Genomic DNA, 21,879 nt, shown 5'->3' on the forward strand with positions numbered 1-21,879 from the left:
ATGGCGAAAAATAAAAACTTAATTTATATTGCAATTTCATTCGTTGTATTTATAGTTTTAGCCTTTTTATATTCCACTCCTGTTTTTACAGGGAAACAGCTTTTCCAGCATGATATCGTTCAGTACAGAGGAGGCGCAAAAGAACTTCTCGACTACAGAGCAGATACCGGAAACGAAACCTATTGGAGTGATTCCATGTTCGGAGGAATGCCGACCTATCAGATGGGAAGCCAGTTTAAAGGGGATATCATCAAAAAGATTGACAGCAATCTTAATTTCCTGCCAAGGCCGGTTAATTACCTATTCCTGCTTTTTGCAGGTTTTTTCCTGTTGGGAATGGTCGTGGTAAGAAATTGGAAGTACGCCCTTCTGGGAGCAACTTTCTTTGGATTGTCCACCTATTTTTATATTATCATTGCCGCGGGACACAATGGTAAAGTAAACACTATTGAATATTTCGCCCCGTTGCTGGCCGGAATTTTACTGGTCTATATCCGGAAGAAATACATTCTTGGATTTATCGTTACAACCCTGTTTATGGGGCTGCAAATTGCTGCCAACCACCCGCAGATGACGTATTATCTGTTTCTGGCATTAGGATTCTTATTCATTTCTGAATTAATAAGAGCCATCCTTAAGAAAACGCCAATGAAGCACTTTCTGATCTCATCAGTAATTATTGCAGGTGCCTGTATCATCGGGGTAGGAATGAACGCTCAAAGGATCATGGCCAACTCCGAATACATCAAAGAAACCGTTCGTGGAAAACAGATTCTAGACACAGAAAGCCATACGTCAGGCAAATCAGGACTGGATAAAGGAAGCATCTTAATGTGGAGTTATGGAAGGCTTGAAACCCTGAACCTTTTTATCCCAAGATTAATGGGTGGCGGAAGCCAGGAAGCAGAAGGAAAAGAAATGATGAACAAAGTTCAGGAAATGGTTCAGGAAAATGTGAGCTCACAGGCTGAAATGGACAGAATTTCAAAAGGAGTCGGCGGAATGACCTACTGGGGAGACCAGCCCGGAACTTCAGGACCTGCTTATCAGGGTGCCGTGGTATGTTTCCTTGCGCTGTTAGGCTTCTTTTTTGCCTCCAAAAAATACCGTTACTGGATCCTGGGAGCTTCTATTCTAACCATATTATTGGCCTGGGGAAGCAACTTTATGCCTTTATCGGATTTTTTCATTGATTATGTTCCTTTCTACAGTAAGTTTAGAGCACCATCTTCTATTTTGGTAGTCGTGGAATTGTTATTCCCGCTGATTGCCATTATCGGATTGTACAAATTCTTTACCGATGAAAAACTTACGGAAGAATATAAAAAGAAAATCCTTCTGTATGCAGGTGGCGGAACTTTAGCATTTGTATTGATCCTTTTAATTTTCGGAAAATCGCTGCTTGGTTTTTATACCGACAACGAAAAACTATACTTCCCTCCTTTCCTCTTGGATTATTTGACCGATGAAAGGTTTAAATTGTTTAAAATCGATGCAATCAAAGCATTCATTTATGTTGCCATAACTGCTGCGGTTTTATTCCTGGCTATGAAGCAAAAGCTGAGTCAGAATATTGCTTTGATTATCATTGGAGCGGTAAGTTTATTTGATCTGTGGACAGTAAACAAACGTTATTTAAACGATGAAAATTATGTAGATAAAGTATTTGCCGAAAATCCTTTCCAGACGGAAAGTTCAGATCTTATGACTGAAAAAGTGGCAGGAAATCCAAATCTGGCGTCTATTTTATCAAGTGTCAACGTTAATAAAACCCTTGAGACCATTGCTGAAAAAGATAAAACCCATTATAGAATTTTTAATAATATTTTAGGGACATTCAGTGAGACCAATACCTCTTATTTCAAATCATCGATCGGTGGATACCACGCCGTGAAACTGAGAAGATATGATGATGTTATCAATGAATATTTCCAGGTTATGGATTCTGTAAAGGTTCCTAACATTCTTAATTTGCTGAATGCAAAATATTGGGTAGTAGGCGGACCGGAACAGCCTCAGGCAATGCCAAATCCTAAAGCTAACGGAAATGCATGGTTTGTAAGCGATCTGAAATTTGTAAATACACCCAACGAAGAAATTAAATCTATTGGAGTGATCGACAGCAAGAGAACTGCAGTGATTGCTTCTTCAGATAAAACCTACTTTACGAACAAAACGGTTCAGGCAGATTCTACGGCATCTATTAATCTGACCAAATATCAGCCGAATGAATTGGAATTCAAATCAGAATCAAAAACACCACAACTGGCTGTGTTTTCTGAGATTTACTATCCTCATGGCTGGAAAATGTTTGTTGACGAAAAAGAAGTTCCTTATATCAAAGCAGATTACCTGCTCCGTGCTGTACATGTTCCGGCAGGAAGCCATCACATCAGAATGATTTTTGAACCTGAAGTGATTGAAAAAGGAAAGTGGATCTCTCTGTTATGCTTCGGACTTTTCATCGCATTAAGTGCCTTTGGGATTTACTGGATGAATAAAAATAAGAAGAAAGAAACTCTAGCAAAAGCCTAACGAAATTATATCCATACGGTTCTTAATTTCTTATCAATGGAACAAAAGAAAATACTGATTATCACCTATTACTGGCCTCCTGCGGGAGGTCCTGGTGTTCAAAGATGGTTGAAGTTTGCCAAATATCTTCCTGATTTCGGATGGAAACCGGTTATTTACACCCCTGAAAATCCAAGTTATCCATTGTTAGATGAAAGTTTATTAAAGGACATTCCTGACGATCTGGAAATTGTTAAAACCAACATCTGGGAACCCTATCAGCTAGCAGAAAAGCTTAATAAAAGTAATAAAAAATTTAAAGCCGGACAGTTTGATGTAGGCAGCAATCAAAGCTGGAAATCGAAGCTTTCGATTTGGGTTAGGGGTAATTTTTTCATTCCAGATGCCAGAGTGTTCTGGGTAAAACCTTCCGTAAAATTTCTGGAACAATATTTAAAAGAACATAAGATTGACACGGTTGTGACTTCCGGTCCGCCGCATTCAATGCACTTAATAGGTTTAAACCTTAAAAAGAAACTTCCTCACCTAAAATGGATTGCCGACTTTCGCGATCCCTGGACAGAAATATCATATTATAAACATTTAAAGCTCACTAAAAGTTCGGACCGTAAACACAGGCTGTTGGAAAATGCAGTCTTCAACAATGCAGATATCACCCTGGCTACCAGCTATACTGACGCTGAAAATTTCCGAAGCCATGGGGCCAATGCTTTTTGTATAACGAACGGTTTTGACGAAACAGATGCTTCTGCTCCACTCCATATGACTGATGGAACAACAGATCAATCCGGAAAGTTCACTTTAAGTTATATCGGTGTTCTGGAACAGCTCCGAAATCCTGAAAATCTTTGGAAAATACTGGATGATCTGGTACAAGCTGATGTTGATTTTGCCGAACATTTCACCCTGAAATTCGCAGGTAGAATTGATGATAAAATCTTGCAATCTATAGAAAATTCAGCCATAAAAAATCACATCCTGAATCTGGGGTATCTTTCTCATGACGAAGCCATTGAGGAGATGCAGCAATCAGATATTCTCCTCATTACCAATTTCCCTAACGAATCTTCAAAAGGGATTATTCCAGGGAAAATATTTGAATATCTTGCCACAGGAAAACAGATTATTTCCTTTGGTCCTGCTGAAGCAGATGTTTCCAGAATTCTGGATGAAACGGGTGCAGGAAAGCATTTTAGCTATACAGATTCTGAATCAGTAAGGAATTTTATCATGGAAATGTTCGGATTGTGGAAAAAAGGACTTCTTCTTGAAAACGCTCAGAATATTGAACAGTTCTCAAGAAAAAATCTGACTAAAAAACTGGCTGAGATTTTACGTTAAATAGTCCATTGATCATTAATAACGGCGATCAGGTAATATTTCCCCTGAAACTCATCAAACACAAACCGGATCGTTTTCCAATCCATTTCGCCATTCTTTTCCGTGCCTTTTATATAATTTTCGGTGAAGTCTTTTTTAGGATAAATCTCTTTTAGATTATTCAATGAATTGCCTTTTCCCTGAAAGGTATTGACTAAATATTGGCCTGATGCAAAGTCTTCAGAACCCTATTGATTTTACCGAAAGTATCCATTATTTATATCTCTTAGGTATAAACCACTGTATTTATTAAGTTCGGTAACTAGGATGTTTGCATCAATTTTTAAATTAAAAATAAAACACGTCAAATTCTGTCGCATTCACAATATACATTTGTATAACAAAATTAAAATATTATGATTTACACAGAAGATTTTTTCGCACAGAACAGTCCTTATCAAAATGATGATTTGGTGCAATTAGTTGATAATCTTACAAAAGAAAATGTCAATTACAAAAAAGTTACTACTTGGTTAGATGGTACTCTAATACATATCTCGAACGAAGCAAATTTAATTGATGGTATAATTTATAGAAAAAAGGAGTCTGATTATTATGTTAATACCCTCATTTTATCAGGTTCCGAATTGAATGCTGGCATTTTTGGAGTATATGCTGATGGAGTTACAGATGATTCTGACGCATTACAAAAAGCATTTGATTTTTGTGGCAAGAACGGATGGAAATTGAAGCTACCTATTGGAGAAATTGTTATATCAAAAACTATAGAGTGTGTTATGACAACTAATAACAATAATATTAATAAATTTCAATTAATTGGTTCGGGAGTTAACTTAACATTTATACGTTCTATTGGCAATACAGGAGGATTACGGTTTATTTCAAATAACGCTGTAGGATCTGGTTATTTAAAAATTTCTGGATTTACAATTACAAGACCCAATGTAACTCTATCTTCTGGTAGCGTTGGTATATACGTGAGTAATGTTATGGAAGTTACAATAAAAGATATTGAAACATTTAAATTTAATATAGGAATGCAGATAATAGATACTTGTTCTTCTCTTTTTGAAAATATAAAAACGCATTGGGGTGATATCGGTTTTTATGGCAATCAGAACAATGTTACACCTCCGAATTTGCTGACATTTATTAATTGTCATTTTAATTCAAATTCTATTAAAGGTGTAGAATTATATAACATACATAATGTTAAATTTGATGGATGTGGATTTGAGGGTAATGAAGGAAATGCTTTGGAAGCTTTATTTAGAGCTGATAACGGAAAGGTTGGTTTGAATTTAATAAATAATTATTTTGAATCGACTTCTAATGGAGTAGATATTTATTATACATTAGAAGGCGGCGGAGCTGCTAATTTCATTGGTAATACATTTAATAGATTGAATAACTCTATTTATACTTCAATTTTTGTTCGTTCAAACACTTCACAAAAAAATTATCTGAATTTTATAGGAAATGGTTTTTTGAATGGCGGTTCCTTTACACCAGGTGGTGATAAACCTGCAGTTTTAATAACTGGAAATACAGCTAATATTCATTATACAGATAGTAATTACTACGAAGCGCCTTCAGATGTGCTAATTTGTCTTCCATAGTATTATTTTTCTTCAAGAATCTGAGTGAATCTTAAACCATTATTATTAACTAACCTGAGTGGATTAAGAAAATTAATATTATTCGCTTGAAAGCTGGAGGTTATAAGTTATTGATTGTCAATAATTATAGCAGTTATGGTAAAATTTAATGAAATTATTATACAAAATTAACATTGTCCTAAAGTTATATTTTTGCACTCCATTACTTCGCTTTTCAGTTCTAGGCTTCCTGGCATTGTTAAAAAAGAAAGTTTTATCCCGAACTCAGTTTAGTTCGGGATAAAAAACTTACAGCATTTTACTCTTAATGAATTGAAAATCTTTTTCAGGAATTTCTAAAAAACCAAACCGGAAAGAAAAGCCCCATTTCTTTTTATCAGCAATGAAATCCAATTGCTCAATAAGAGGAATAATCGATGTTTCTGTACATTCACGAAAATGTACATTCCTACGAAACGGCTGGAAATCCGAAGACATCATGACCCCTTGGTATATTTCTTCATCTATAATCTCCCCTATTGCCATAAAACACTGGCATTTTTCATCTTTCTCAAAATAGCGTTTGGGTGAGTAAAAAATAACCCAATCTCCGGTTCTCAGTCTTTTTAAGGAAGCTGCTTTCCCATGATTCGCCTGCATAAATCCACCTTCTACTCCTTTTTCAACATGATCTTTGGAGGCGACAGCAATATAATATTTCATTTCCTGATATTCATAATTTCAATGAAATATAAGCAAGTTTTTCAATATCTTAGCATCATGGAAGTGTTAGATATTCTAATTGTCGGAGCCGGCCCCATCGGCCTCAACTGCGCTCTTGAAGCTAAAAAAAACAATCTTACCTATGTAATTGTAGAAAAAGGAACCATCGTCAATTCATTATACAATTACCCTTTGTACATGCGGTTTTTTTCTACGGCTGAGAAACTGGAAATTGATGACACCCCTTTTATATCGACTGCTCCCAAGCCAGGAAGACAGGATGCACTGGAATATTATCAGGGAATTGCAAGGCAGAAAGATCTCAACATTCATCTGTATGAAAAAGTCCTGAAAATTTCAAAAAACAATGATCTCTTTGAAATTGAAACGACAAAATCAACTTATCAGGCCAGGAATGTAATTATTTCGACGGGATTTTATGACATTCCCAATACGATGAATATTCCCGGAGAAGATCTTCCGAAAGTAAAACATTATTATACGGAACCTTATCCTTACACCAGACAAAAAATAGTGGTGGTGGGTTCCAGCAATTCAGCGGTAGATGCAGCACTAGAAACGTACCGGAAGGGAGCTCAGGTAACGATGATCATCCGGCATTCTGAGATTTCAAAGAATGTAAAATATTGGGTGAAGCCAGACATTGAAAATAGAATTGCAGAAGGAAGCATTACGGCTTATTTTAATTCAGAGCTTATAGAAATCAAAGAACATACTGCTGTTTTTAGGGATGAACATCATCAGATCCATGAAATTGAAAATGATTTTGTATTGGCTATGACCGGATACCTTCCTGATTTTGATTTTCTAAGAAATTCAGGAATTGATCTTCAGGGAGACTGCCTGAACCCAGTTTACGATTCAGAAACCATGGAAACCAATGTTAAAAATCTATACCTGGCAGGAGTAGTTTGCGGGGGTAAGGATACCCATCTCTGGTTTATCGAAAACTCAAGGATGCACGCCGAATTGATCGTTAAAAACATTCTTTTGCATTAATAATTTTCTTTTTTATCAGATAAAATTTCATTTCAGATATACCTGAAAACAGAGAAGAATTATATCATTAAAATTTCTCACAACTTCAACTGCGTGTGTTTTCCTATTCGGTAATTTTTCAATAATTTAGTCGAATTGAAAAACAGTCGAAAAATGAAATTGATTATAAAAACTTTATTCATCATTGTATGCTCTTTAATTGTATTGAATTGTAATTCTCAAAAAAAAGAATCTTTTCAACCTAAAGTTGTGTACCAATCGAATGATTTAACCATAACTCAAATTTCTGAAAATTCATATGAACATACTTCTTATCTTAAAACTCAGGATTTTGGTAACGTTTCCTGCAATGGTTTGATTGTAAGAAACAATAATGAAACAATTATTTTTGATACGACGACTAAGGATAAAAGTTCTGAAGAGCTGATCCAATGGATCAACGAAACTCTTAACTGTAAGATAAAGGCTATTATTCCAACTCATTTTCATGATGATTGCCTGGGAGGCCTTAAAGCGTTTGATGACCATCATATTCCCTCTTATGCCTATTTCAAGACAGTTGAACAGGCTAAAGAACATCATGTTACCGTTCCCAAAAACAGTTTTAATGATGCTCTGGTTCTAAAACTTGGTAATAAAGATGTTGTTGCAAAATTTTTCGGGGAAGGACATACCAAAGATAATGTTATAGGGTATTTCCCCAGCGAAAATATCATGTTCGGAGGCTGCCTGATCAAAGAAATAAATGCGACCAAAGGATATTTAGGAGATGCGAATGTCACAGCCTGGTCCGGCACGGTAGAAAAAATTAAAAAGCAATATCCCAACGTGAAAGTCATTATTCCGGGGCATGGAGATTATGGAAACAGCAAACTGCTTGATTACACGATTAATTTGTTTAAAACCAGGTAAACATACTTATAAAGATGTAATTAAAACCATCTTATCGATCTAAATAAATCCGTTTCATTGTTTGTGAGACGGATTTATTTTTATTTAAAACACCTCAACACATGAAACATTTCAATAACATCACCCTAAAAAGCTTTAATAAATTCGTAAATTGCAGTAACAGCTATACTATAAGTTTATATTCCAGATCAATTCGATAAAAATCAAATCAATTCTTAAAATGGTAACCTACGAAAATTTACATGATACACTATCATTTTACAGCATTGATTGCCGTCAATCCTACTATATTTCATCCGGAAACCCCATTTTTAATTTCCCAGACGCTCCTTTCAGAATGGATTATTATGCGTTATGTGTTTGTACTGCAGGAAAAATAACTATTGAAATAGATAATGAAAAATACCATATCGGGATCAACACTTTTCTTATCGCAGCTCCTTCCACAATTGTCCGTTTTGTGGAAACCAGTAAGGATTTTAAGATGAAATTACTATTTTTTGATAAAAATTTCCTGCTTAAAAACATATCAAATCCTTTCATCATTGAAAAATTGAATATTTTCTGCAAAGGATCTTACAGCATTGCAGACACGAGTAATAAAAATGCTTCGCAACTGATTACCCTGCTTGAATATCTTGAAAAAAAATCAAAGCAGAACGGTAAATTCATAGACGAAATCATCCGCACCATTATTTTTAATCTGCTTTTGGAAGTTGCGGAAATCATTAACCGGGAACAACATATCGATCCTGACCAAGAGGACGCAAAAAAAGATCTTTACCTTAGATTTAATAGGCTCGTACAGGAAAATATCCGGCAGTACAGGACGGTGCAGCTGTATGCTGATGAACTCTTTGTTTCCAGTAAATATCTGATAGAAGTCGTGAAAAAAGCCAGCGGAAAAACACCTCATCAGGTGATTGATGAAATATTACTGAAAGAAGCTTATATCATGCTTGGAAATTCAACCATTACGATATCTGAAATTGCTTTTGAATTACAGTTTAATTCGGCATCTGCGTTCGGCCGCTTCTTTAAAAAACATACTTCATGCTCTCCTTCTGAATACCGGAATAAAGAAAATATTGTGTCCTAAAGAATTTGGGGATAATAATTCTGACATTAGGGACATAAGATCACTGCTGAATAGAGGTACCTTTATATTGTTAATTAAAACAATACAAAATGAGTATAATCAATTCAAAATTCGAAAAAGTTTTAAACGCTTCTACTGAGTTCGGAAAAGTAAATCACGAACCGGATTCAAGTAAAGAAGTTCAGATTAACACTCCTGAAAAAACAATGCCTTTTTCAGACCAAATCGGAAACTACCAGCGTAATAAGGGAATTCCTACAAAATCCTATGAAAACAGTACAATTTATATTGTTGGAAGTGGTATTGCGGGGATGTCCGCAGCATATTATTTTATCCGGGATGGTCATGTGCCCGGTAAAAACATCATCTTTCTGGATCAATTAAATGTAGAAGGCGGATCTTTGGATGGCGCCGGAAATCCAGAAGATGGCTACATCATCCGTGGAGGCCGTGAAATGGACATGACGTATGAAAACCTTTGGGATCTGTTCCAGGATATTCCTGCACTGGAACTTCCTGCTCCTTACAGTGTTTTGGACGAGTACCGATTGATTAATGATAATGACCCCAATTATTCTAAAGCAAGACTGATTCATAATCAGGGAGAGATAAAGGATTTCACTAAATTCGGGTTGGAGAAAAAAGACCAGCTGGCGATTGTAAAACTTTTATTGAAGAAAAAAGAGGATCTTGACGATCTTACGATTGAAGATTATTTCAATGAATCATTTCTTAACAGTAATTTCTGGTTTTTCTGGCGTTCTATGTTTGCTTTCGAAAACTGGCACAGTTTACTGGAATTAAAACTGTATATGCATAAGTTCCTGCATGCAATAGACGGAATGAAAGACTTCTCTTGTTTGGTGTTCCCTAAATACAATCAGTATGATACTTTTGTTACTCCACTGAAGAATTTCCTTATTGAAAAAGGAGTACAGATCCAGCTGAATACATTGGTAAAAGATCTGGATATCCACATCAATACAGAAGGAAAAACAGTAGAAGGCATCATTACAGAACAGGACGGAAAAGAAGTAAAAATTCCTGTAGGTAAAGAAGATTACGTGATCGTAACAACAGGATCTATGACGGAAAATACCTTTTATGGAGATAACAAAACGGTTCCTATTATTGAGATTGATAACTCCACAAGCGGACAAAGTGCAGGCTGGAAATTATGGAAAAACCTGGCTGCCAAATCTGAAGTATTCGGGCATCCTGAAAAATTCTGCAGCAATATTGAAAAATCTTCATGGGAATCTGCTACGTTAACGTGCCGTCCTTCTGCCTTTACAGAGAAATTAAAAGAATTATGCGTTAACGATCCTTATTCCGGAAAAACCGCTACCGGAGGAATTATTACGGTAACAGACTCTAACTGGGTCATGAGTTTTACCTGTAACAGGCAGCCGCACTACCCTACACAGCCTGATGATATTTTAGTGGTTTGGGTATATGCCCTGCTGATGGATAAAGAAGGAAATTACATCAAAAAAACAATGCCGGAATGTACCGGAGACGAAATTTTAGCTGAACTTTGCCATCATCTTGGTCTTATTGATCAGCTTGATAATGTGGTAGAAAATACGATTGTACGTACTGCATTTATGCCGTATATCACTTCTATGTTTATGCCGAGAGCGAAGGGAGACCGTCCAAGAGTCGTTCCTGAAGGCTGTACCAATTTAGGATTAGTCGGACAGTTTGTGGAAACCAATAATGATGTGGTATTTACCATGGAAAGTTCTGTGAGAACGGGAAGGATTGCAGTGTATACTCTTCTTAACCTCAACAAACAGGTACCGGATATTAATCCGCTTCAATATGACATCCGCCATTTACTGAAAGCAACTCAGGCGTTGAATGACTATCAGCCATTCCTTGGAGAGGGCATTTTAAGAAAAATTCTGAAAGGAAGTTATTATGAACATATTCTGGTAGACCGTCCTGAAGAAAAAGAGGAACATGAATCTTTCTTTATGGAACAGATCAATAAGTTCCAGGACTGGATTAAGGGAGTAAAAAGCTAACTTATATTCATGTTTAAACAAAAAACAGGACCTGCAACGGGTCCTGTTTTTTTATTGATTATAGATAAGCATCCATATTAGCTGATAATATTGGCTTCGTTTTCCGCATCAGCAGCTTTATCTTTCAGCATCCAGGGAATGATAAAGTAAAATGCAATGGCAATAAGTAATGCCAGAGCTCCGGTGCCTATCCATAAAGTATTAAAACCGTACTTTTCTGCAATCAAAGTTCCTATATAAGGGGTGATTACAAATGCGATGGAAAAAGATATCCCGTTAAGTCCCATATAGGCTCCTTTGTTATTTTTACCTGAACGCAATGCGGTAATGGTTGCCATAAAAGGCAGCGTCCAGATCTCCCCGATACAGAGGATGGTCATTGATACCATAAGTGTAATCATGCTGTAATCAAATGCCAGCATTGCATAAGAAATCCCGCAAAGAAAAGTTCCCAGAAACAGGGCGAATCCAAGCTTGAAATACTTTTCTGCAATCTGTACAAATGACATTTCAAGCAGAACAATCAGGAATCCGCTGTATCCTAAAATATATCCGATATTCTGCTGGCTTATATGAGCAATATCTTTGTAAAACATCGTCAGGGTACTGAATAACTGGAAAAAACAGATTGAAAACAGCATACAACACACACAGTAAATCATGAATTTACCATCTTTGTAAGGTGAATTTTCTTTTTTCACTACAATTGCCTCTTTTACTTTCTTCGCTTTTCGTACCGCTAATTTATTGCGCTTTCTGAAGAACCAGATATACATCAAACCTGCCAGCAGAGCCCCTAAAGCATTACTGTAAAACAAAAACTCATATGAAATAGCAGACAGGATTCCACCCAGCGCAGGACCAATAGAAAAACCTAAATTCACCGCCATACGGTTTAATGAAAATGCTCTGGTGATATTTTCAGGTTTTGCATATTTAGTAATGGCAACCGAGTTGGCAGGACGGAAAGTCTCACTTACAATACTCTGCGCCAGAATAATACCAGCCAGCCCTACTTCCGTTCTGAAGAGCGGTATCATGCAGAATAAAGGGACACTGAGCAGCAAACTCAGGTATTGTACATGGTATTCTCCTATTTTATCCGTAATCATGCCTCCTAACCATGACCCGAGTACAGAACCGATCCCGAAAAAGCTTAAAACAATTCCCGAATTTTCTATACTGAAATGCAGCTGGCTGATCATATAAACTCCCAAAAACGGAAGTACCATCGAACCCGATCGGTTGATGAGCATTACTAATGCCAGCATCCAGCTTTCCTTGGAAAGCCCTTTAAATGAACTTGTATATATACTTATTAATTTCACAACTTTAACTTTTTTAATAAAAAAAACAGGGCTTACAAAATAAGCCCTGTTCTTTTATATGAATATAAATAGATTTTACTCCGGCTTATAGGAGTCTTTTAATGTCACAGTACGGTTAAACACCAAATTGGTATCCGTGGAATCCTGATCTTTCGTAAAATATCCAATTCTTTGGAACTGAAGAGGTTCTCCCACAGCAACTTCTTTTAAATTAGGCTCAGCAAATCCTTGAATAGTTTTTACAGATTCAGGATTAATGAAACTTAAGAAGTCCACATCTTTCTCAGCATCAGGCTGCTCTACCGTAAATAAATTCTCGTAAATTCTGACATCCACAGGAATTGCATGTTTTGCAGACACCCAGTGTAATGTACCTTTTACTTTTCTCAGACTTTCTTCTGTTCCGCTTCCAGACTTACTTTTCTCATCGTAAGTAGCAAAAATGGTAGTAATTTCCCCATTTTCATCTTTCTCTACTCTTTCCGCTTTAATGATATAGGCAGATTTCAAACGGACTTCACCTCCGATCTTTAACCTAAAGAATTTATTGTTCGCTTCTTCTTTAAAATCTTCACGCTCAATATATAATTCTCTGGAGAAAGGAACTTCTCTTGTTCCTGCATTTTCCTGTTCAGGATTATTTTCAGTCTCCAGCCATTCTTCATTTCCTTCAGGATAGTTTTCAATGACCAGTTTTACAGGGTCTACTACTGCCATCACACGTTTAGCCACCTTATTAAGGTCTTCACGCACGCAGAAATCAAGCAATTGAATCTCAATAAGATTCTCTCTTTTGGCAACTCCTACTTTTTCAATAAAATTCCTGATGGAAGTCGGCGTAAATCCTTTCCTCCTCATTCCGGAAATCGTAGGCATCCTCGGATCATCCCATCCGGTTACTGCATTTTCAGCAACAAGCCTTTGCAGCTTCCTTTTGGAAGTAATCATATAAGAAACATTCATCCTTGCAAATTCTCTTTGCTTCGGTGCTACTTTAGATTCGTCATATACCTGATCCAGATACCAATTGTATAATGGCCTGTGGTTTTCAAATTCTAAAGAACACAATGAATGTGAAACTTGTTCTAAATAGTCAGACTCTCCATGAGCCCAGTCATACATCGGATAAATTTTCCAATCTGTCCCGGTTCTGTGGTGAGGTCTTTTTAAAATTCTGTACATCACAGGATCACGCATGTTCATGTTGGGTGAAACCATATCGATTTTCGCACGAAGAGACATAGTACCTTCTTCAAACTCACCGTTTTTCATCTTTTCAAATAAATCTAAAGATTCTTCGATAGGACGGTTACGGAACGGAGATTCCACTCCCGGTTCGGTAGGATTTTTTCTCTGCTCGGTAATCACCTGAGACGGCTGCTCATCTACATATGCTTTTCCTTCTTTAATCAATTGTACAGCCCAATCATAAAGCTGCTGGAAGTAGTCTGATGCATACAATTCTTTATCCCATTTGAAACCCAGCCATTCAACGTCCTTTTTAATAGAATCTACAAATTCCTGTTCTTCTTTCTCAGGATTGGTGTCGTCAAAACGCAGGTTTACAGGAGCATTGTATTTTTCACCCAGCCCAAAATTAATGCAGATGGCTTTTGTATGCCCTACATGCAGGTAACCATTGGGTTCAGGGGGAAAACGGAAACGGATCTGATCTCTCTTCAAACCGTTTGCCAAATCATCTTCTATGATTTGCTCAATAAAATTGAGTGATTTTTTTTCTTCTTCCATTACATTAGCTTTAATAAACTTATACAATACAATCATCTATTGTACAAGAATCTGCAAATTTAAGAAATTCTGAGGGTTTATGAAAATGTAATATTCAAAACATATAGCGTTAATTATTAATTATTTTCTTTCAAATACCAATAAAAATACTTAATTTCACAAAAACTAACTCCCATGTCTGTCTTTATTTTAAGTAACAGAAAGATTGTCCGCCATAAGGGTGAAAAAGAAGATTCATTTTCTAATGATGAGTATTCTATTCCCAATTTCAGAATTGCAAAATGTGATTTCGAAGGGTACAAAGAGCCCGCTACAACCAGGAAAAAAAAAGATTATACCAACAGAAATATTCTTAATTACACGCTTTTTTCCGAACCCGAAAAACAGGGATATGAAGAAGTTCTGGAAGTTTTGTTAGGTGAAAAAGGCCTTAAAAAATCGAATCTTACAGCCGACAACCTCGGTGGAACCCAACGAATGTTTTATGAATTGTATAAAAACATGTCTTCCACAAAAAAGAGAAGTGATGTGTTACTGTTTATTCATGGGTATGCTTATGATTTTGATGATGAATTAAAAGCTATTATTGATCTCAAGAAATTGTTTATAGATCAACCGGAATCCCCCATAGAGCACATTTTATTTGTAAGCTGGCCTGCTTCCAGTAGCCTTGTTCCCCTCACCTATTTTGATGACAAAGCTTCAAGCATTAATTCCGGAACTTCCCTGATGAGGCTTTTTTATTTCTACACCCAATTTTTAAAAGATATATTTTCGAACCGTGATTTGGCTCCGTGTAATCAAAGAATCCATTTAATGGCACATTCTATGGGAAACAGAGTGCTCCAAAGCATGCTGTACAGTTTGAAAAGGGAAAATATATTGCGGGTGATCGATCAAGTCCTTCTGTTGAATGCCGATGTTACCTATAAAGTTTTTGATGATTCCGAAGATTCATTTAATAAGCTTCCGTTACTGGCCAACAGAATCTCCATTTATTTAAACAGGAAAGATACGATCCTCGGAATTTCACAATTCACCAAAAATATTCTGACCCCAAGATTGGGTAAAAACGGCCCCGGAGACATTGAAGCCTTAAAAGACATTGTTTCTGTGATCGACTGTACTTTTATTGAAAATGATTTAAAAAAGACTTTAAAATTCGAAATTGGAAATCATTGGGGATACTTGTCCAGCTCGCAGGTTCAGGATGACATTTTCCAAAATCTAAACGGGATAGACCGTAATCTTATCACGGGAAGAAGAAAAGAAACTGAAAATATTTTCACAATTATTTCTTAAATATCAATAAAAAAAACGCCATGATTCATTTCATGTGTTAAAAACTCCTATAAAAATATAGAATGGCATAAAGATTGTAAAATTCACTAAGCAAAGACATTCAATTATCATGGAAAAAGTTAAAAAAAATTTTTCTTATATATTGAAATATATTAAGAAAGCGATTTTCGTAAAAGATGTAATTTAATACATGATTACTAACCCATAAAGACTAAGATTATCCGACTCTAAAACTACTATTTCAAAATACCTTTCCGACAACGATACCTAATAACCCTTCAGTTATTAGGAATTTTCAGTTTTACGATATACAGATTTTTTTAAGTAAGAAAAGTACACTTTATTAACATCAAGTTAATTTAAGTTAAACTATTGCGTAATAAAAAAAAGAAATTGATATTTACGATACCAATCAATAAATATTTATTATGAAAAATCTAGAAAAAATCAAAAGAGAGAAATTAAAGACAATTAAAGGAGGAAGACCTCCTCTTGGATGCAATAACTGGAATCCATCTGCTATGTGTTGCAGATCATGGGCTCCCGACTACTGCGGTAATACTACCTGTCCAGATTCACCTCCTCCATTATGCTAGTCAATTTTCTTTAATTATATTTTGAACCATAACAACTCATTTTTCAGTTGCAAATCGGATTCAAAATTATTAACAAATAATGATCCGGTGCCCAATCCCTGCGGCATCGGATTTTTTTTAGTGAATGTATATTGCGCAATAGCATTCAAGCCCAAATTACTTTCTAATGCAGAAGTGATCCACCACCCTATTTTTTGTTTTTCTGCAAGGGCAATCCATTCATCAGAGCCTGCAAAACCGCCTACTAAAGAAGGTTTTAAAATAATGTACTGCGGTTTAATCGCCTTCAGGAGTTTTTCCTTTTCCACATGGTCTATAATCCCTATCAATTCTTCATCTAAAGCAATTGGAGTAGGTGTTTCAGCACACAATACAGCCATATCTTCCCAGTTTCCGGCTTTGATAGGCTGCTCTATCGAATGGATATCAAGATCTGCCAACTGCTGTAATACAACTTTTGCTTCTTCTGTACTGAATCCACCATTCGCATCTACACGCAGTTCTAATTTTTCTTTGGAAAATTTTTCTCTTAATTTTTGAAGAATTTCATGTTCGGATTTCCAGTCGACTCCTATTTTAAGTTTAATACAATGAAATCCCTTATCCAATTTATCCTGGATTTGTTCTTCCCTATACTGAATATTTCCCATCCAGATCAAACCGTTGATCCTGATTGACGAAGTTCCCTGAGTAAATTCACTTGGAAAATAGAGATTATCTCCATGTTTCAGATTTAAAATGGCCTGTTCATAGCCTATCCAAATGGATGGAAATTCTTTTAATTCTTCTTTTAACCATTCAGTATTCTGATTGATATTCCGGCAAAGCCACTGCAGCTTTTCTTCATAGTCCGGTCTGTCGTCAAAACTTAATCCTCTGAAAATGGCACACTCGCCCGTTCCCTTTTTCCCTTCGTGAGAAATTTCGAGAACAAAGGTTTCCTTTTCATGCAAAACGCCACGAGATGTTCCACTCGGGCGCTTGAATTCTAATATGTATTTGTAATATTCTGCTTTCATTTACTTTACGCTGTCTATCCGCATAAATTCTTCTGCTTTTTCTACCATCTCTACACTACCGCAGAAGAAAGGAATTCTTTGATGAAGTTCTGTAGGTTCCACTTCCAGAATTCTTCTGAATCCGTCTGTTGCCTTTCCTCCGGCCTGTTCTGCTAAAAATGCCATTGGGTTACACTCGTATAAAAGTCTTAATTTTCCGTTAGGCGACTGAGAATATGACGGATAAATATAAATCCCTCCTTTCAGCATATTCCTGTGGAAATCTGCAACCAGAGAACCGATATATCTTGACGTGTAAGGACGGTCTCCTTCTTCCATCTGGCAGTATTTAAGGTAATTTTTCACTCCCTGAGGGAATTTAATATAGTTTCCTTCGTTAATGGAATAGATCTTACCTGTTTTCGGGAACTGCATATTTGGATGAGAAAGATAATAAGTTCCTAATGATGGATCTAAAGTAAATCCGTTCACTCCATTCCCTGTGGTATACACAATCATTGTTGATGAACCGTAAATAACATATCCTGCTGCAATCTGATTTACCCCTTTTTGCAAGAAATCTTCTAATTGAACTGGTGTTCCAGGTTCGGTAACTCTTCTGTAAATTGAGAAAATTGTTCCAACAGAAACATTGACGTCAATATTTGAAGAACCATCCAAAGGATCAATTAATACAACATATTTACTTAAATGACCATTTTCGCCACATTTAATGTCAATAAAATCATCATTTTCTTCAGAAGCAATACCACAAACCACTTCTCTTTGGGACAACGCTGTAATAAAAATCTCATTGGCGATCACATCAAGCTTTTGCTGCTCCTCTCCCTGAATATTTTCATTTCCTGCTTTTCCAATGATATCTGCAATTCCTGCCTTATTTACTTCCCTGTTTACCACTTTTGAAGCTAATCTTATTGCGCTCAGAAGACGTGAAAACTCACCTGTAGAATATTGGAAGTCGTCCTGTTTATCAATAAGAAATTCTCCTAAAGTCTGTAATGGCTGATCTGACATATTTTTCTTTTTACGATTTGCTCAAATTTCGTAAAATTTATCACAAAGAAAAAGAATTTCTTACAAAAGACCTTACTAACTGTATACCAACACGATACACTCATAATTCCCTTGATTTCAAAAAATTAATCCTTAAATAAATGCCCAAATTAAGTCTCCGGGACAAGATAATTTCAAGAATCTTCATTTATTTCATATTTTAATGAAATCTTAATTCCCTGATATCGTCCAGCTATTTCATATCTCGTTGTAAATTTATAATTTTGACGTCCGTAAAAAACTCATATAAATTTTATCTAACAATTTTATTTATAACAAATTAATGAAAGTTTTCAAGTTTGGTGGAGCATCTGTGAAAGATGCCGAGAGTGTGAAAAATGTATCTATGGTATTGGAAAGCCAGGGATTCGCTAAATGCTTGCTGGTTATTTCAGCAATGGGCAAGACGACGAATGAACTGGAAAAAGTCGTAGACCTTTATTTCAAGAAGGATCACTATCAAACTGAAATTGAAAACATAAAACGAAAACATATCGAAATTTCACAAGGATTATTTCCGGAAAACCATGCGGTTTTTGCTGAAATCAATCTTTTTTTCGATGATATCGTTTCTTTTTTAAGAAGAAATAAATCTCCCAATTACAGCTTTGTGTATGACCAGGTCGTAAGCTGTGGAGAAATGATTTCCACTAAAATTCTCAGCGAATACCTGAATGAAATTCAGTTTACCAACCAATGGCTGGATGCCAGAGACTATATCAAAACGGATAATTCTTATCAGGAAGGTGTAGTAGACTGGAAAAAAACCGAAGAATTCATGTCTACTTTAAATCCTGAGATCTGTTATGTAACTCAAGGATTCATCGGTTCTGATGATAATAATTTCACGGTAACTTTAGGAAGAGAAGGATCCGACTATTCAGCGGCTATTTTCGGCTACTGCCTGAATGCAGAAGCGATGACCATCTGGAAAGACGTACCGGGAGTTATGACTGGAGATCCGAGAAAGTTTAAGGATGTTACCCTGCTTTCGAATATTTCTTATGAGGAGGCTATCGAAATGGCATACTACGGAGCCAGTATCATTCATCCTAAAACATTACAGCCGTTAAAACAGAAAAACATTCCTTTTTATGTAAAATCTTTCGTAGATCCTACAAAAGAAGGAACCAAGGTTGGAGCTTCAGAAAAGAACCAACAGGAGGAAACTTATATCTTAAAAGAAAATCAAACGCTGTTAAAAATCTCAACACGGGATTTTTCCTTCATTGCAGAGGATCATATGAGTTTAATTTTCGGATATTTGTCAAAATATAAAATCAAAGTTTCTTTGATGCAGAATTCTGCAATTTCATTAGCTTTATGTCTGGAAGATAAATTCAATACCATTGAAGAGCTTAATGAAGAACTTCAGAAAGTTTTTAAGACTGAAGTATCCAAAAATGTATCTTTATTTACCGTAAGAAATGCGAAGAAAGATAACATTGATAAATTTTACCATGAAAAGAACGTATTATTGGAGCAGATTTCAAAAAATACACTTCAAATGGTAACACAATAATATATAATTGCGACTAAACACACATGAGTTTAATTTCGAAAAATGACTTAATCAAAGCTTCCGGCTTGAATAAAATAGGATTCCTAAAGAACCCAGTAGCATCTGCTGTGATGAGCATTGCTAAAATAAATGAAGTTAATAGACTATACGATAAACTGAAGGACAAGGAAGGTAAAGATTTTTTCGACTCATTTGTGAGAGAGAGAAACCTAAGCTATATTGCTTTTGAAGAAGATTTGGCTAAAATCCCTAAAACCGGACCTTTTATTTTGGTTTCCAATCATCCTCTTGGAGCGATTGACGGGATATTGATGTCCAAAGTCTTATTAGAAGTACGTCCGGATTTCAAAGTAATGGGCAATTTCCTTTTGGAAAAAATAAAGCCTATGGAACCGTACGTTATTTCTGTAAACCCTTTTGAAAACAGAAAAGAAGCATACAGCAGCTCTTCGGGAATGCGTGAAACATTAAAGCATTTACAAAACGGAGGCTGTATCGGTATTTTCCCGGCTGGAGAAGTTTCCAACAAAAACAATCCGTACGGAGAAATATTAGACAGAGAATGGGAAAAACCAGCGCTTAAGCTTATTAAAATGGCGAAAGTACCGGTGGTCCCTATGTATTTCCATGCCAAAAACAGCCGTTTATTTTACCAAGTTTCAAAACTTCACCCAAGTTTACAAACCCTAATGCTTCCGGCAGAAATGATGAACGACAGAGAGAAGCCTATCCGGATCAGAATCGGAAGACCAATCAATGTAAAGGCCATGGAAGAGATGGAGAATATTGAAGAACTGGGAGAATTTCTGAAGCGTAAGGTTTACATGATGAAATCCTACTACGAAAAGAGAAAATCTCTTGCCCAGGCCATCAATCTCCAAAATCTATCGGTTAAATTTCCTTTGCTTAGAGAAGAAAATATTGTTCAGAATATCATCGATGAAACTCCGAAAGAAGATATTATCAATGATATCAGCAAGCTGAAAGGCACCGATAAAATGCTGTTCAGCAACGGTAACTACGAAATTTATTTCACCACCTATGAGGAAATTCCTTCTGTAATGAGGGAAATCGGACGTCAGAGAGAACTTACATTCCGTGCTGTGGGAGAAGGAAGCAATCTTCCTTTCGACCTTGATGAATATGATAAGCACTATCATCATCTTTTTCTTTGGGACAGTACTGCAGAAATGCTGGTAGGAGCCTACAGAATGGCTTTAGGGAAGGAGGTCATGAAAAAGTACGGTATCAAAGGTTTTTATACGAGTTCTTTATTTGAATTTGAACAGGATATCCATCCGTTCTTTAAAAAGGTAATTGAGATGGGCCGGGCTTATATATGCCAGGAATATCAGCAGAAGCCACTTCCTTTATTCCTTCTATGGCGGGGAATTGTGCATGTATGCTTAAGAAATCCAGACCATAAGTTTTTGATGGGCGGCGTGAGTATTTCCAACAAGTTTTCGGAGTTCTCAAAATCTTTAATGATTGAATTCATGCGTTCGAATTACTATGACTCTGCCGTAGCTCAATACATCACCCCAAGAAATGAGTATAAGGTAAAACTTCGGGACCGTGATAAAAACATCTTTTTTGAAGAGATGGAATCCGACCTTAATAAGCTGGATAAGATCATCGATGATCTTGAACCGGAACTGAGATTACCTGTTTTAATTAAAAAATATATTAAACAGAATGCAAAAGTGATTGCATTCAATGTGGATCCCAACTTTAATGATGCGATTGACGGATTGATGTATATACGGATCAGTGATCTTCCTGAAAGTACGATAAAGCCTGTATTGGAAGAGATGAGCGAGCAAATCCGAAAGGAGCAGGAAAATAATCCGGCTGAAAATCAGTAAGTTTTTATATTTGTTTAAAAAAAGTTAAGTTAATACTTGCTTCATATACGAAAACTTACTACTTTTGCATCACTTTAAAACAACGAAGTAATAAACAAAAATATAATGGTTTCTTAGCTCAGTTGGTAGAGCAATGGATTGAAAATCCATGTGTCCCTGGTTCGATTCCTGGAGAAACCACAAA

General features: G+C 36.1%; 17 protein-coding genes and 1 tRNA gene. 12 read left to right on the forward strand and 6 right to left on the reverse strand.

Going from position 1 to position 21,879, the window contains the following annotated elements:
* Positions 1-2,535 carry a YfhO family protein gene (locus tag SB679_RS11740; protein ID WP_410702487.1) on the forward strand — a complete coding sequence of 845 codons (2,535 nt, stop codon included), beginning with the start codon at positions 1-3 and terminating at the stop codon, positions 2,533-2,535.
* Between the two features lie 36 nt (positions 2,536-2,571).
* Positions 2,572-3,876: a glycosyl transferase family 1 gene (locus tag SB679_RS11745; RefSeq protein WP_410702488.1), complete on the forward strand. Its 1,305-nt coding sequence runs from the start codon at positions 2,572-2,574 to the stop codon at positions 3,874-3,876.
* On the opposite strand, the gene SB679_RS11750 is transcribed toward SB679_RS11745, so the two are convergent.
* Complete coding sequence (locus SB679_RS11750; RefSeq protein ID WP_410702490.1) at positions 3,873-4,040, reverse strand: hypothetical protein; 168 nt, start codon at positions 4,038-4,040, stop codon at positions 3,873-3,875. The two genes, SB679_RS11745 and SB679_RS11750, sit on opposite strands and share 4 nt — an antisense overlap.
* 231 nt (positions 4,041-4,271) lie before the next feature.
* Between SB679_RS11750 and SB679_RS11755 the strand changes: the two genes are divergently transcribed.
* Entirely contained in the window at positions 4,272-5,495 is a 1,224-nt protein-coding gene (locus tag SB679_RS11755) for a hypothetical protein (RefSeq protein ID WP_410702491.1), read from the forward strand.
* Between the two features lie 288 nt (positions 5,496-5,783).
* Here SB679_RS11755 and SB679_RS11760 read toward each other — a convergent pair whose 3' ends face one another.
* Positions 5,784-6,197, reverse strand: coding sequence for an EVE domain-containing protein (locus SB679_RS11760; RefSeq protein ID WP_410702493.1), 414 nt, complete (start codon positions 6,195-6,197; stop codon positions 5,784-5,786).
* 57 nt (positions 6,198-6,254) lie between these two features.
* Here SB679_RS11760 and SB679_RS11765 point away from each other — a divergent pair, with 57 nt between their 5' ends.
* The 4 genes from SB679_RS11765 to SB679_RS11780 all read left to right on the forward strand — a co-directional run bounded on the left by SB679_RS11765 (position 6,255) and on the right by SB679_RS11780 (position 11,258).
* Positions 6,255-7,217, forward strand: coding sequence for a YpdA family putative bacillithiol disulfide reductase (locus SB679_RS11765; protein WP_410702505.1), 963 nt, complete (start codon positions 6,255-6,257; stop codon positions 7,215-7,217).
* A gap of 153 nt (positions 7,218-7,370) precedes the next feature.
* On the forward strand, positions 7,371-8,129 hold the full coding sequence (gene bla / locus SB679_RS11770; RefSeq protein WP_410702494.1) for a subclass B1 metallo-beta-lactamase: 759 nt from the start codon (positions 7,371-7,373) through the stop codon (positions 8,127-8,129).
* A gap of 220 nt (positions 8,130-8,349) precedes the next feature.
* Positions 8,350-9,228: an AraC family transcriptional regulator gene (locus tag SB679_RS11775; protein ID WP_410702495.1), complete on the forward strand. Its 879-nt coding sequence runs from the start codon at positions 8,350-8,352 to the stop codon at positions 9,226-9,228.
* Between the two features lie 89 nt (positions 9,229-9,317).
* Positions 9,318-11,258, forward strand: a complete 1,941-nt coding sequence (locus tag SB679_RS11780) for an oleate hydratase (RefSeq protein ID WP_410702496.1) — start codon at positions 9,318-9,320, stop codon at positions 11,256-11,258.
* Between the two features lie 77 nt (positions 11,259-11,335).
* On the opposite strand, the gene SB679_RS11785 is transcribed toward SB679_RS11780, so the two are convergent.
* On the reverse strand, positions 11,336-12,529 hold the full coding sequence (locus SB679_RS11785; RefSeq protein WP_410702506.1) for an MFS transporter: 1,194 nt from the start codon (positions 12,527-12,529) through the stop codon (positions 11,336-11,338).
* A 132-nt stretch (positions 12,530-12,661) separates the two neighbouring features.
* Entirely contained in the window at positions 12,662-14,335 is a 1,674-nt protein-coding gene (locus tag SB679_RS11790; RefSeq protein ID WP_410702497.1) for a glutamine--tRNA ligase/YqeY domain fusion protein, read from the reverse strand.
* Positions 14,336-14,509: 174 nt separating this feature from the next.
* On the opposite strand from SB679_RS11790, the gene SB679_RS11795 reads away from it, so the two are divergent.
* Positions 14,510-15,637, forward strand: coding sequence for an alpha/beta hydrolase (locus SB679_RS11795; protein ID WP_410702498.1), 1,128 nt, complete (start codon positions 14,510-14,512; stop codon positions 15,635-15,637).
* A gap of 428 nt (positions 15,638-16,065) precedes the next feature.
* The gene (locus SB679_RS11800) at positions 16,066-16,233 is read left to right on the forward strand and encodes a bacteriocin-like protein (protein ID WP_410702499.1); all 168 of its coding nucleotides are present in this window, start codon (positions 16,066-16,068) and stop codon (positions 16,231-16,233) included.
* A gap of 14 nt (positions 16,234-16,247) precedes the next feature.
* Here SB679_RS11800 and SB679_RS11805 read toward each other — a convergent pair whose 3' ends face one another.
* Together SB679_RS11805 and fbp are read right to left on the reverse strand one after the other, a co-directional pair.
* Positions 16,248-17,252: an o-succinylbenzoate synthase gene (locus tag SB679_RS11805; protein ID WP_410702500.1), complete on the reverse strand. Its 1,005-nt coding sequence runs from the start codon at positions 17,250-17,252 to the stop codon at positions 16,248-16,250.
* Positions 17,253-18,269, reverse strand: coding sequence for a class 1 fructose-bisphosphatase (gene fbp, locus SB679_RS11810; protein WP_410702501.1), 1,017 nt, complete (start codon positions 18,267-18,269; stop codon positions 17,253-17,255). It lies immediately after the preceding gene.
* 322 nt (positions 18,270-18,591) lie between these two features.
* Here fbp and SB679_RS11815 point away from each other — a divergent pair, with 322 nt between their 5' ends.
* The 3 genes from SB679_RS11815 (at position 18,592) to SB679_RS11825 (ending at position 21,875) form a co-directional block, all read left to right on the forward strand.
* Positions 18,592-19,830, forward strand: a complete 1,239-nt coding sequence (locus SB679_RS11815) for an aspartate kinase (RefSeq protein WP_410702502.1) — start codon at positions 18,592-18,594, stop codon at positions 19,828-19,830.
* A 23-nt stretch (positions 19,831-19,853) separates the two neighbouring features.
* Positions 19,854-21,695, forward strand: a complete 1,842-nt coding sequence (locus tag SB679_RS11820; protein ID WP_034710180.1) for a lysophospholipid acyltransferase family protein — start codon at positions 19,854-19,856, stop codon at positions 21,693-21,695.
* A 107-nt stretch (positions 21,696-21,802) separates the two neighbouring features.
* Positions 21,803-21,875: transfer RNA gene (locus tag SB679_RS11825), tRNA-Phe, on the forward strand.
* Positions 21,876-21,879 lie beyond the last annotated feature (4 nt).

Origin of the sequence: Chryseobacterium sp. SIMBA_029 (genome assembly GCF_046535275.1) — a bacterium.
Lineage (GTDB): Bacteria > Bacteroidota > Bacteroidia > Flavobacteriales > Weeksellaceae > Chryseobacterium.